Origin of the sequence: Enterobacter cloacae complex sp.6700776, from assembly GCF_048284255.1 — a bacterium.
GTDB lineage: Bacteria > Pseudomonadota > Gammaproteobacteria > Enterobacterales > Enterobacteriaceae > Enterobacter > Enterobacter intestinihominis.
Window position 1 is genome coordinate 42509 of the sequence record NZ_JBLVYK010000023.1, and the last position, 13082, is coordinate 55590.

General features: G+C 46.0%; 17 protein-coding genes. All 17 read right to left on the reverse strand.

The features are described from left to right. Positions 1 to 192: 192 nt before the first annotated feature. Complete coding sequence (locus ACNQ0T_RS21215) at positions 193 to 1431, reverse strand: IS110-like element ISEsa2 family transposase (RefSeq protein WP_000219087.1); 1239 nt, start codon at positions 1429 to 1431, stop codon at positions 193 to 195. Positions 1432 to 1852: 421 nt separating this feature from the next. Then, positions 1853 to 3193: an ISNCY family transposase gene (locus tag ACNQ0T_RS21220; protein WP_000589001.1), complete on the reverse strand. Its 1341-nt coding sequence runs from the start codon at positions 3191 to 3193 to the stop codon at positions 1853 to 1855. Between the two features lie 174 nt (positions 3194 to 3367). Further along, positions 3368 to 4737 (reverse strand): IS3-like element ISKpn8 family transposase gene (locus tag ACNQ0T_RS21225; protein WP_085949440.1). Its coding sequence is split into 2 segments (ribosomal slippage): positions 3368 to 4257 and positions 4257 to 4737, totalling 1371 coding nucleotides; the frame shifts between segments, so codons are not numbered across the junction. 332 nt (positions 4738 to 5069) lie between these two features. Beyond that, positions 5070 to 5675, reverse strand: coding sequence for a hypothetical protein (locus ACNQ0T_RS21230; protein ID WP_000137794.1), 606 nt, complete (start codon positions 5673 to 5675; stop codon positions 5070 to 5072). Between the two features lie 172 nt (positions 5676 to 5847). Further along, positions 5848 to 7010 (reverse strand): IS3-like element IS3 family transposase gene (locus ACNQ0T_RS21235; RefSeq protein WP_085947771.1). Its coding sequence is split into 2 segments (ribosomal slippage): positions 5848 to 6749 and positions 6749 to 7010, totalling 1164 coding nucleotides; the frame shifts between segments, so codons are not numbered across the junction. A gap of 142 nt (positions 7011 to 7152) precedes the next feature. After that, positions 7153 to 7434 carry a hypothetical protein gene (locus tag ACNQ0T_RS21240; RefSeq protein WP_000703842.1) on the reverse strand — a complete coding sequence of 94 codons (282 nt, stop codon included), beginning with the start codon at positions 7432 to 7434 and terminating at the stop codon, positions 7153 to 7155. A gap of 145 nt (positions 7435 to 7579) precedes the next feature. Next, positions 7580 to 7756 (reverse strand): hypothetical protein, encoded by a 177-nt coding sequence (locus ACNQ0T_RS21245; protein ID WP_000802040.1) that lies wholly within the window; start codon positions 7754 to 7756, stop codon positions 7580 to 7582. Positions 7757 to 7809: 53 nt separating this feature from the next. Further along, on the reverse strand, positions 7810 to 8121 hold the full coding sequence (locus ACNQ0T_RS21250) for a hypothetical protein (protein ID WP_000633161.1): 312 nt from the start codon (positions 8119 to 8121) through the stop codon (positions 7810 to 7812). A gap of 222 nt (positions 8122 to 8343) precedes the next feature. Further along, positions 8344 to 8544, reverse strand: coding sequence for a hypothetical protein (locus tag ACNQ0T_RS21255; protein ID WP_000814953.1), 201 nt, complete (start codon positions 8542 to 8544; stop codon positions 8344 to 8346). A gap of 39 nt (positions 8545 to 8583) precedes the next feature. Then, positions 8584 to 8808 (reverse strand): hypothetical protein, encoded by a 225-nt coding sequence (locus tag ACNQ0T_RS21260; protein WP_000551490.1) that lies wholly within the window; start codon positions 8806 to 8808, stop codon positions 8584 to 8586. Positions 8809 to 8862: 54 nt separating this feature from the next. Beyond that, positions 8863 to 9066, reverse strand: a complete 204-nt coding sequence (locus ACNQ0T_RS21265) for a hypothetical protein (protein WP_000781547.1) — start codon at positions 9064 to 9066, stop codon at positions 8863 to 8865. Positions 9067 to 9618: 552 nt separating this feature from the next. After that, positions 9619 to 10110 (reverse strand): DUF3085 domain-containing protein, encoded by a 492-nt coding sequence (locus ACNQ0T_RS21270; protein WP_001371932.1) that lies wholly within the window; start codon positions 10108 to 10110, stop codon positions 9619 to 9621. A gap of 4 nt (positions 10111 to 10114) precedes the next feature. Further along, the gene (locus tag ACNQ0T_RS21275) at positions 10115 to 10426 is read right to left on the reverse strand and encodes a DUF957 domain-containing protein (RefSeq protein WP_001165367.1); all 312 of its coding nucleotides are present in this window, start codon (positions 10424 to 10426) and stop codon (positions 10115 to 10117) included. A 516-nt stretch (positions 10427 to 10942) separates the two neighbouring features. Then, a complete protein-coding gene (locus tag ACNQ0T_RS21280; RefSeq protein ID WP_000071366.1) occupies positions 10943 to 11263 on the reverse strand; it encodes a hypothetical protein in 321 nt (106 codons plus the stop codon). 178 nt (positions 11264 to 11441) lie between these two features. Beyond that, a complete protein-coding gene (locus tag ACNQ0T_RS21285; protein ID WP_000336109.1) occupies positions 11442 to 11669 on the reverse strand; it encodes a hypothetical protein in 228 nt (75 codons plus the stop codon). Positions 11670 to 11843: 174 nt separating this feature from the next. Then, positions 11844 to 12737, reverse strand: a complete 894-nt coding sequence (locus tag ACNQ0T_RS21290; RefSeq protein ID WP_000252081.1) for a hypothetical protein — start codon at positions 12735 to 12737, stop codon at positions 11844 to 11846. Next, entirely contained in the window at positions 12727 to 13056 is a 330-nt protein-coding gene (locus ACNQ0T_RS21295) for a toxic anion resistance protein (protein WP_004248813.1), read from the reverse strand. The genes ACNQ0T_RS21290 and ACNQ0T_RS21295 overlap by 11 nt, the downstream gene beginning before the upstream one ends. Positions 13057 to 13082 lie beyond the last annotated feature (26 nt).

Here is a 13082-nt window from a genome sequence, read left to right on the forward strand (position 1 = left end):
AAATTAAATGAGAGGTTTAATTCTCTTGCTTAACGCGATGATATTAAATGGAAATTTTAATTTTTGTAATTTATTAAACAGTTAGAATGAGACATGGTAAATACGATCTTCCTTTAGATAATTCTGATAGCACTTTTTCTACTGGGCAGTCTGCAATGTCCGCTTCACGCCCTGAGACATTCGACAAGCTTTTTATGGCTTCAGTAAGGGCGAGTGTCTCGCTTCGAGAGCCAGCAAATATTTCGCTTCGTCATAACAGGTTCTGGCCTTCCAGCAGCGGTAAATGATCCTTATCCATTTGAACGCCAGTGCCCGGATCGCAGACTGATGAGATTTGCCCTTTTCTCTAAGGCCCTGATAATACAGTTTGGCCCAGTATGATGAATTAACCGTCTTGGCAGCCCATTCAACAAAGGTCTGCCTGACGAACTTGGCACATTGCCATCGCCAGTGAACCCATGATTTTTGGCCGCTTCGTTCGGTCACCGGTGCTATACCTGCGTAGTTTTGAATTTCTTCAGCGCTGTTAAACCGGTCACGATTATCACCAAGTGCAGCAAGCATCCGTGGGCCCATGCACGGTCCCATGCCCGGAAGTGATTTGAACAGCCCCGCATCTGGCAATGTGTCAAACAGCGTTTCGATTCGTTCGTCATAGGTTTTGATGATTTCACTCACGACTTTAATTTGTGTCGCCAGTGCTGCTGCCATCAAAGCATTAGCCTCTATAACACTCGGGTCTGTAGTCAATGGGATCGCATTATCAATACTCGCAACACGTTGCTCGGTAAGGGCCATAGCGCGACCACCTTTGGCATTCAGAAAGTTGCGGATCGTGTCGCGTCTGGCTCGTTTCAGTTGTTGCAGACTGGGCCACCGGATAATCAGCTCACACAACAGTAAGCTACCCCGATGTGAGAACCACTCCAGTGGCTGAGGATAATACTGTTTAAGCGTGTTGATTATCCGGTTCACAAAGCGTCGTTTATCTTCAACCAACTGACGACGTTGCTCAACCAGTTGCTGAAGTAAGCGAATATCCGCATTGTCGGGTTCAATAGCTTTTATCTTCTGGGGGTAACGCAGCATTAACTCTAATGCCAGCTCGGCATCCTGCGGATCATCTTTAGCGCCGCTGGGCGAGAAGGCTTGCCGATAACGAGCCAGGGACAATGCGTGGACGGGGAAAACGGTGATAAAGGGGTATTTTTGAAGAGCATATACCACGGGGCCCTTCTTCAGTTCGAGAGCTATTGCGATTCTACCTTTTACTTTCTGGTGTAACTCAGTAAGCCAGGCATCAAGCGCTTCTGCTGTATGTTCAATCACATCGAATACGCGTTCACCGTTTTTAAACTGAACACAGACATCGTGTTTTTTATCAGCCCAGTCCAGACCAACGTGCGCAGCAAATTGATTAGTCACAGTCATCACCAACTCCTTTTTATCGGGGATTGGTATGCATTCCACGCTCTTCGAAAGAAATATAGCCAGCAGTTTATCTGCATGCCCTGAGTATTCGTTAGCGAACGTGGAGCACCTACTGGCTCGAAAGAAAAGCGGCGATCATCACATGATTCTCGCTCAATATTCGTAACCAGTAAGCGCATACCCTGAATCACTTCAAAGTGTAATTCTCAGGGTACGAATGACTATATCTCGCTCTTAGCGGACATTAGCATAGGCTATTTACCATAACGCCGCATTACGCGTACCGCTCAGACGGCCTGAGCGCGTTTCTGACGTGTCCCCGTTAAAAACAGTAACAAACCACCCGAAAATGCACGCCAGAAACGCTACGTAAGAATCTATCCTATGACTGGATATGCACTCAACTGAATAACGCCTGGTTTCAGTCCATTTTATCGGGATCAGCCTTCTTTCTGGGTAATTTAGGGGGCTTCACTTGCTGATTACTTTGCGTGCGGCGCGTGAGCCAAGGATGGTCAGCTTTAGGTTTTACGTAGAATTTTGAGCGTAAATCAAAACGGGCATTATCCACACGTTCATGGACACTTTTTTCATCATCCAGTGGTATAGGCTCCGGGCCATCAACATATTTTTCCCATCCCAACGCTTTCCCATCATACAGAACCTTAATTTCACCGTTAAAGCTTTCGCATACCGTGACAACCGAATGCCGAAGTCGATATCCCCGGCCTTCACTGCGAATCTGAAACGCACTGCTTTTGTACTGGAAAGTGAGATTTTTGGAGAGAACGCGCTTCGCCTGGAGGCTGAAGATATAACCCAGTTCCTCTTCAGAATGGTGTACATCAAGATGGGCGTTATCAGCAATACGAGGCGGCGTAGCAAACCGGTTGTTATAGGCTTCAATAAAGGTCGGCAACCATGCGTTTGCTGTTTCAATATCACTGATACCCTGAAGCCGCATTTCTTTGACCAGCCTGTCCTGCAGTGTCTGATTGGCACGCTCTACCCGCCCTTTTGCCTGCGGGCTGTTGGCATGGATTGGCTCGATGCCCAGTGTCTTTATCGCACGTGTGAACTGAGTCAACTCTCCTTCCCGCTCCGGGTTATTTACTCTGAATATACTGTGTCTGTCAGAATAGAGAGCCAGTGGTACGCCATGATCATTAAGGTAACCCCGGAGGGTTTCCATGTAAGCCCGGGTTGTTTCTGCAGGAGCGAATCGTAGCGCCATCAGAGCGCTGGTAGCATCATCGATAAAGACTATCAGTGTGCATTTGGGGCCCCGACCTTCAAACCAGTCATGAGGCGAGCCATCAATCTGGATGAGTTCACCGTAGGATGGGCGCCGCATCCGGCGCTGATAAATTCGGGCAAACTTACGACGACGTTCGCGCCATATGCCCTCCTCTACCATCCACTTCCTGAGAGTTTCAATGGATAAACACAAGCCGTGTATCTCGCGCAATTTTTCGCACGCAAGCGTAGGTCCAAAATCAGCGTAGCGGCCTTTGAGGAGTGAAATTACTGTTGCTCTGAATTCGGTAGAAAAGGAATTATTGGGACGCTTTCCACGTCGGCGGGAAACTAGACCAGAAGGCCCTTCATTTCTATACCGTTGCACCAGACGTTTAACCTGCCGAATAGAAATGCCAATGCGTGCCGCAGCTTGTTCCTGAGTAATATGGCGATTAAGTGACTCCTGAATAATGTGAAGTCGGTCGAGTTCCTTATGACTCATCGTAACAGTCTCTTTGATCATGAAAAATCCCCCAGAGAATTGTCTGGGGACATTTTAGAATGGTTCAAAGGGGACATTACAGCTTGGTGTTAACAATGGCCTTCTTCTCCTTGCATTTAAGCAGGCAAGAGGCTACTCTGAATGTGACTAGCATACAGGGGCCTCGGGTTGTACTGACCCCAAAAAGTTGGACAGTTAAACACGAGGCACATAGGTCTGGGTTCGATATTCAATTGGACTCAGACCTTTTAATTTCAGGCTAATTCTTCTGCTGTTGTAGTAGTCAATATATTCCGTAACAGCATCCTTCAGTTCGCTTATATTACTGAACTCGTCAAGATAAAAACACTCCGACTTTAAGGTTCCAAAGAAACATTCCACGACTGCATTATCCAGACAATTGCCTTTTCTGGACATGCTCTGTGTAATGCCTTGTTCTTTAAGGATGTTTTGATACCTTCTCATACGATACTGCCATCCCTGGTCAGAGTGCAGAATAGGATGCTCGTGAGGCTTAAGCTTTTTGAATGCCTGATCGAGCATATTCTCGACCATGTTCATCACAGGTCTTTCCGACAGGCTGTAAGAAATAACTTCGTTGTTGAAGAGATCTATTACTGGAGACAAATACAGCTTTCGCCCATTGACTGCAAATTCAGTAACGTCGGTAACCCACTTCTCGTTTGGCCGTGTAGCCTTGAAATCCCTTTGGAGAACATTGGGGGCGGTTTGCCCTACCTCTCCTCTGTAGGAGCTGTATCGCTTGACCTTAATCGCTGCCTTAAGCGAGAGGGTTCCCATCAGGCGCTGAACGGCTTTATGGTTAATCCGTTCCCCGTCTCGATGGAGAGACAACGTTACCCTACGGTATCCGTAACGACCTTTATTCTCGTGATAAATCTCACCAATACGCTTTTTAACATCCGCATACTTATCAGGCTTGCTGAGAGCCTTTAGATGGTAATAAAACGTACTGCGCGGTATCTCCGCTGCCTTGAGAAGCTCATCAAGAGGGTAAAACTGCCTTAGCTCGTTGAGTACTTTCACTTTTTCGCGGGATGAGCTAAGGCTTTCAGCTTTTTTAGATACGTAAGCCGCATTTCAAGGAATCGAACTTGTCTTTCAAGATCCTCAATACGTCGGTCTTTCGACAGCTCCAATGCTAACGCCGCTTTTTCTGGATCAACTGACATTGTAATGTTTCTTTTGGTGCCGATCTTGAGTGCGCGTAAACCAGCTTCTCCGTGCTCCTCATAGACTTTCAGCCACTTGGCTACAGAACCACTACCAGCAAGCATAAAGTGAGCAGCAGCCTGATTGAGGGACATCTGCTGCTCGGTCACGGCTTTCACGACCTTAATGCGCAACTCTGGATCAGCACTAACGCCTTTAGGTTTGGGAATTAAACCTTTTTCTCCATGTTTTTCATAGAGGGCAACCCACGTCCTGACCTGGGTTCGAGGCACACCAAAACGTGCAGAGATGATCCTGTAACCATCATCAGTTGTGAAGTAGTGATTCACGACTTCAAGGCGCTTTTCGAAGGGGTATTTTGGCTTTGACATATCAGGGACTATTCCATTTCATCGTCCAACAAAATGGGTGCAGTACAGGTTAATTGAAAAATTACTCGGGGCTTTCTGCTTTTACCACAGTCAAACAGTGTTACCGCTGGCTGGGGCAAAAGCCTCCAGCACCAGCGTTATTATACCACCCTGCCCTGATCAGCCAAACACCCCGCCTACATAAATTACTGATTTTTCATTTATTTGACATGATTCACTTCCGGTTGTCGGCGAAAGTCATTTTATACTAAAGAAAAGGGTAACGGGCAGCTGCTGGGTCGGAACATACAGTGCAGTTCCTGCCCGTTTAATTTCCGGATGCAATGGTAGGATCAGGAGGCACTGCTTCCGTTGATTAGGGAAATCTTATGTGCCTGAATACGGCTGTATTCGAGATGGGATGCAATATTACAGATGCGCTCCAGTCGATCATGCAGCCTCGTGTAGGTCAGTCGATGAATACCGGACATTTCATCAAGTAGCCAGCGCTTGATGTAAGGGTTACAGGAAAGCCGGGCAAGATCGTCGTCATCCACTTCGTCAAAGAACCAGTACTGCTCCATCGGGACTACCTGAAATATCCACGGCCGGGGATAGTCCCCTGTGACAACCAAAAACCATGCAAGAAAGCATAGACACAGCTCAACGACCATAAGCATCGAAAATTGCGAATAACTTAGACCGGGCACATAGGGTGAACTATCCGCAACATACCCCCTGAGCAATTCCGCCACAAGGTAGCCCAATAGCGTCAAGGCCAGCATCAGGGTCAGGATTAATCCCCCATTAAACGCTACCGAAGCCTTTTGAACCCGATCAGGTGCTGTCCGGCTGCGATAGTTGGTCACTACTCTTTCTACAAGTGCCCTTATGGCAGCCTGTTCTTTACTGACATCAGCTCCGGAAAAACCGGACGGGCTTTTATTTAATTCAGTCATACCCCACTCCTGTTATGTGCTCTACTTAACAAACACGTAGATCATACAGAGCTCACGGACGCACTCCTGCCAGATAAAGGAGGGAATTTGGCTGTAAGACGGTTAGCCAACAGTTCAGGTTATGCGTGGGATCCGCCCAGTCTGATCCTACCCACGTAATATGGACACAGGCCTAAGCGAGGTTCTTGTTTTCAAATTGTTCCGGACTGAGGCCGCCACACCAACTGTGCCGCCGCCACCGATTGTAATCACATTCGATATAATTAAACACCGTTGCCCGCATTATTTCCCGGCTGATAAAGTGTTCTCCATGGATACATTCCACTTTCAGCGAATGAAAGAAGCTTTCCACGCAGGCATTATCGTAGCAGCAACCTTTTGCGCTCATACTTCCACGCAGATTATGCCGCTTCAGTTGCGCCTGATAATCTGCTGAACAGTACTGGCCTCCACGGTCCGTGTGAACGATAACGTTCCGGGGCCTCTTACGCCGCCACAGCGCCATCTGCAGGGCATCGCAGGCCAGTTGCGCCGTCATGCGTGGCGACATTGACCAGCCAATAACGGCACGTGACCACAGGTCAATGACCACTGCCAGATACAGCCAGCCTTCATCTGTACGTAAGTACGTGATGTCTCCTGCCCACTTCTGGTTCGGGCCACTGGCGTAAAAATCCTGCTCCAACAGATTTTCTGACACAGGCAGGCCGTGTGCGCGGTAGCTGACCGGGCTGAACTTCCGGGAGGCCTTTGCCCTCAGTCCCTGACGGCGCAGGCTTGCCGCCACGGTTTTTACGTTAAAGGGGTAACCCTGAGCACGCAGTTCATCCGTCAGGCGTGGGGCACCGTAACGCTGTTTTGACCGGGTAAAAGCCGCGAGGACAACGCTGTCGCAGTGTTGGCGGAACTGCTGACGCGTGCTTATCCTTGTCCGCCGCTGACACCACGTATACCAGCCGCTGCGGGCCACCCGGAGCACGCGGCACATTGCTTTGATGCTGAACTCAGCCTGATGTTTTTCAATAAAGACATACTTCATTTCAGGCGCTTCGCGAAGTATGTCGCGGCCTTTTGGAGGATAGCCAGCTCTTCATCCCGTTCTGCCAGCTGGCGTTTGAGACGTGCAATCTCGGTAGACATCTCCAGTTCACGTTCAGAAGACGTCTGCTGATTTTGCTGTTTACTGCGCCAGTTGTAGAGCTGTGATTCATACAGGCTGAGTTCACGGGCTGCGGCAGTAACACCGATGCGTTCAGCAAGCTTCAGGGCTTCACTGCGAAATTCAGGCGAATGCTGTTTACGGGGTTTTTTACTGGTTGATACTGTTTTTGTCATGTGAGTCACCTCTGACTGAGAGTTTACTCACTTAGCCGCGTGTCCACTATTGCTGGGTAAGATCAGTCAGAAAGGATTCCGTTAATAACAGGCAAGGTTAAAGGCAGATGGACGGTGAAATTGTGGGTGCTAAAAGGGGGTATTACTCTTTTTCCTGCATAGCGGTTTTTTCAGCCCGGGTGGCCAGACGAACATTTCCGAAAGGCTCACGGACAAGCAGTGGCTTCTCCTTCTTCCAGCCCCTGATAGCCGTTTCTCCAAACCGACGTGGTGCATTGCCGTTCCAGCGAGCAATCACATGGTTATCATGAATTTCAATAATGACAACGGGGTGGACAATGACCGTTGAAATGGTGGTATTTCCCATTTTGGTACGGGTTACAGACCAAACCTGCATCCCGGATTCCAGCTGGCTGATTTTCATATTATATCCTTAAGCCATCACGAACTGCGCCACAAACAATTAATGTGGCGCAATTTACCATAAACAATAAACATCAGATACCCGTGAAAAGATTTCCCTTTATTTTAAAATTCTTCTGGAGAAAAAATGATATTTCCAGAAGAGGTCAGCGAAATTCAGAAACGGCCATCACAATGGTGCTGCGCTGACGCTGGCGTTCTGCCTTGCGCTGCCTGCGGCGATAGATCTGTTTTGCGCTGACGTAAGGGCAGTCCTCACGGGTATACCAGCAGCAGCCGCAAGGTTCGGGCCGGGGTTTTCCGGCAAGTCCAAATGGTTTCATCAAGTCACCTTTTTAATGTTTTTAATGGAAAGATACTTACCTAACCCATTGTTTTATAGGAAATAACGTTGTTGCATAAACAGATACAGATAACCCTCAGGAGAAAACATGCAAAGGTTATCAGTGATAACCGCGTCCAGATACCGAGTGTCAGTCTGTAAACGTTTTATCACCAGAAAATGTGCTGCCGCAGCCTTAATGCCAGAACTACCGTTTACAACATTATGTATACCCGCTTTGAATAACGAACGAGCATGAATTACCTTTTCCCGGGCCGCTTCGATCTCAGCATTAATAACGCATTGCCGCGCCTGGATGACTGCCTCTCCGGTTAAATCGCGGAAATTCATTAGAGATGTGATCATGATTGACTCTCCAGATTATGTGGAATCATTATAACAACTGGCACCACGCCACAAATAACCTGAGATAAATTCTTTGAAATATTCCTATATATAAGGAATTACAGTCGGAAAAGAAACAATGAAATAGCGCCGACCGCTTAAAATCGATAAATTAAAATGGACGGCACTGGAATGAAAAACTGAAAGTAGTAAGACCGTAATTATCCTTCACGGATGTAAGCTTTAAAAGAGGAGTACTGGCAAAGCTTTGCCAAGTACTTCGGCGGTTGTGTCTACGATTTTACGGATGTCATCGATCTGCGAAGGCTTATTCAACACCACCGTAAAAAGCTCTCCTTCGTTATCAGCCTGCTCGCAGTTTCCGTATCGGCTCCCGTCGTACAGCTGCACAATACGTGACATAGAAGACTTTGTTTGTTTCATGGCTTTGCACCTGCTTTTAGGCAGTTTGGTTACTGGTTATCAGAAGCTGGTTTCATGCGCTTCCGGCTGGGACACGAACTGGTATTTGACGCCGCCAGGCACACCTACTGCTTCGGCAATAGAGTCGCAAAGCCGCGATAAATCATTTAGTGTCATCGGATATTCAATATCTACTGAATATAAAGCACCTGCATTTTCAGCATCTTCGATGTTTTTATACTGGGCACTAAATATAGCAATGGTCTGAATTTCGTGGTTATGCATGAACCGGTCCTTATTAAATTATAAAAGCCACCCGAGAGTGGCCTGAGTGGAAACTTAAATCTGTGAAGTATATTTGAGAGATTTTTTGCGATCCAGATGCCGGGCAACAATGGTTCCGATAACAAGTAGCGTGATGACCGCACTGAAGAAGGTGCTGTCAGGGACGCCCTGGAAAAAATCACTGAAACTGTAAACAATAAAAATCAATGCGCAAAAATAGAAAACGATACGAACATAAGGGGTAAAAAACATTTTCATCGGTTGCCTTCCATTCAGGGAGAATTCTCAGTAATTACATCACACCTGAAGAGAAACTATTTTCGTATAAATGAGCATTTTCGACATATCAGAGGGGGGTTTTACTCATAAATGAGGTAGTAAGGGTCACACTTGAGATGAAAGTTACTTTCCTGGCTGCGAACGAACTATCTCAAATGTTAGAGGTGTGCGTTCGCCTTAAGAGCTTCATGCCCTGAGGAGCTCAACTTGAGCCGATAGTATAAACCTGGCTCCAGATGCCTTACTGGCTGGCATAACTCCACGAGGCCCAGCCGGAACAGGACCGGAGAGCTCCTGCACGTCACATCATCAGGATTCCCCATAAACGTACGCCGTTCTCTGGCCCGTCTGAAATTGCCAGAGATATCATAGATCGTGCCGGATGCCATCCGTCTTAACACGTAAATCTGCGCCCTTGTAAGCTTCTGGGCGGAACTGCTTAAACCTGACATACCTTCCCGGCCTTATATAAAACAATCCGCCAGCAGCTCGACTGGCGGACAATGTTTGACTGGAAACAGCAAGGACATACTATTTGCTGACAAGTTTGATATTGGTTTCACTCATTCGAAGTCGAAACTCCTGAAAACCCTGCTCTACCGCTAACTCCAGCCACTCAACGGGAATGGTATAGCTACAATCAGACCCACCCAAAGCGGCATCACAAGCGTAATCCCAGTCCTCATCCAGTTTTGGATTCATCCCCTGGGCGTAAGCCACAGTATCGCGGGATGCGGGAGAGCCCTCAAGCTCAGCATTAGTGATCAGGTATACACCATGACTGTGCGCGAGAAGCACTTTTGGCACCAGATGTGTGCTGGCAATTTTTGAGGATGAGGGAAAGAAAACCCTACCAGCTTTACGCGCCTCTTCTTCAGTCTGTCCCTCAGCGTTAAGGAGGGCTCCCCCCGGATAGCATGCCGGGTCATAGATCTGATCTGGGGTGACCGAAAACGTTTTTGCGGTGCGAATTTCTTCGATCAGTTTATTGATATCTGCCATTTCAAATACGAGAGTGGTCACAGGCTTACTCTCCCTCTTCAGTGGACAACATCAGATACTTTGTTGCCAGCAGAAGCTCTCCCACATCCTTGAGGGACAATTCAGCTTTGCCTTCTACGGCAAGCTGCAAGCGCTGTCGAATTGCATGAACAGAATCTGAAGATAAAGATGCCATTTTGCGCAAAACGGCATTAGCCTTTTCTACAGCAGGATACAGAATTTCTGAGTTGGTATTATCTTCGTCATTATCAAAGATAATTTCAGAATCCATATTGATGTTATCTTCAAGCCAGCTTGAAAGCACTTCAAGTAATGACATCACCTTTTCAATTTGCATATCGCCTCCTCTGTTAACATGAAACAAATATAACAAAGTGGCTTACCCGGCTAATAACCTGAGCAGAAAGTTTTCGAACTTAGTTTGAAAACAAGTTTTCTGCTCAGGTTAATGTTAAAGTCGCTGGGTAAAAGATAAAAGGCACTGAAGATGATTTAAGCATCAAACAGACTAAATAGGATTCCGTCTTTTATAACGCTTTTAAAATAGAATGAATGAAATATAAATTTTGCGTTTAAGAATGAACGCTGTAGAGGATGATTTATCCTGTGATATGCAGTTTGTGGCCTTTAAAAAGGCTTTATTATGGACTTGAATTGCAAAGAGAGCACCGACATTTTTCTGGGGGCTCCCGCAGAGAAAAAGCTGTGAGGTTATGAAGACGTATAGGAGGTATTCGGCGAAATACTGTATGGCCACAGGAGAGCTTCAGCACCCATATCCTGCCGCCTCGCTCGCCTGTGGTGATTTCAATATGTTCTACGTCATACCACGTAGTTGTATTTCTCACTTTGTTTATGCTTCCTGACACCGCGTGAACGCAATCTTCGTCTGGATGCGTTCATAGATGGAAAACTGCCTTTCAATGGAATCGGCATTAGACAGTAATTCATGAAGCTCAGCAGAATCTGTATCAGGAACGATAGCGACAGAAACTCCATATTTACGCCCAGTTCTGATCAGGTGCGCAAGTTTTTCCTTCTCTGATTCTGTGAGCATTGCCAGATCCCTTCCGGATACCTGCTCGATAAATGGACCAAGGTTTTTCGGAAAAAAGGGTTCGGCATCAGAATTATGTACCGGGAGCGTTTGCGGCTTATCGAAGCTATTGGACATGAAAAGAACCTTTATAGTTAGAGAGGTGGAGACTGAATGCGTAGCCCATTAAAATTAGTAGTGCCACACTCGAATGCTAATCATACTTTATGATGGCTATGGTAGGAATGGCCGTCAACTTAAACCGCCAGAAGCGAGCCATTCACCGTTAAAGTAACTTTCCCGTATGATGTTCTTTTTATGGAATGAGTTGTTCACACTCCTCTTTAAGAGCCGCCCTGGAACGAGATCGACAGACTTTGCTTAATGAAGAGCGTAATTGATGTTCATCAACCCCATCAGCGACAAACTGACCAATTTTCTTTTCAAGACGCTGCATTGCCTCATAAAGCTTGGCATCAGTATTATTTTTAAGAAACCTCAGTATATAATCAGCAATAATTTGAACAGGAGTAAAGTTACACATCATGTATCCTTAATAAGTTGTGTAAAAATAAAACCATAAAAAACATAATCAGAAGTAGATTATTATACTTGAGTAAGCTTTTCAGCTAACAAGCTGGAGAAGCAGATTCCGGTAAATTACTACATATTTGATAAAAGTTACTGAATAAAAAAGCCCAGCGTACCGGGCTTTCATTCAATTTGATTCTAAGAATCTGACTCGCCGCCTGATTTTTATACCAAGAAGAGCGAACAAAACGCCAACGAATGCGACGGGACTACCTACTTTAAGACAATTAACCGACGCTTTTGAAAAGGTATGTGATTTAGACATACGTTTTTGCTCATAACGAATCGCAAGTGGTGAGACGGATTTATCTAAAGCTGTCTTTTCCAATGCATAACGAACTTTCACGGGAATATTTGACTGTAATACACCAGACATATACGCCCTAACAACATTCTGTGTTAACTTCACATCTGGCTTGCCGAGTTTTATATGTAGTTGCGCCTTTAAATAGTTTACAGATACCTCTTCGCCTGAGGGCCAATTACTATCATTTAAATATGCGACAAGTTTATCGTATTTTTCATGTTTTACATATTTCTTGATAACCTTTACAGTCGAAGCTGAAGTGGCATCAGTCTCTTCCGAACCTAAAGCAGATGTAAAAACTGACAAGCCGATAAGAAAAGCGCCAGCAATTAGAAGCATCGGGAATATCTCACCTATTTCCTCCCCCTTTAAAATTTTAAAGGCAGTTGAAGAAACTACTAATAGCCCCATAATCCCTAATAGCAACTTAGAATATGTAGTTAGGAAGCCTCCAAATGCATCGCCAAAATCCGAAACCACTAACTTATCTTCACCTTCAGATGAATTGAAGAATGACAAGGGCACATCAATATCAAAGTCCAGAACTGAAGGTGAGAGGTGTAATGACAGCAACCACAAGCAAAGACCAAAAATCATTATCAGCAGGCCCGCACCAAATATCGCGAAACCTGAATTTCTAATCTTTATAGACCGGTGAAAAAGAAATGACAGTTCACGGGAAAAATCGTCACTACTCTTAAGGTTACGCACCATGATCTACCCCTTTTTGTGTCAGTCGGGTGCGCAAATTCTCACGCATGGCAAGAACCTGTTTTTCTGTTTCCCTGAGCTTAATAGCCCCTTCTCTCTGGATTTTAACAACATCGCCAACCGTCTGGATAAGCGTATCCTGCACCTCTTTAAGGGTGCTTATATCAATAACCAGCCGTTGGTTTGCTTTCATAGTTTCTACTGCATTGCGATGCAGTAATTTTGCATTACTACGGAGTAACTCATTGTGGCACTGTTGCAAATAGTCGGTGGTGATAAACTTATCATCCCCTTTTGCTGATGGAGCTGCACATGAACCCATTCAAAGGCCGGCATTTTCAGCGTGAC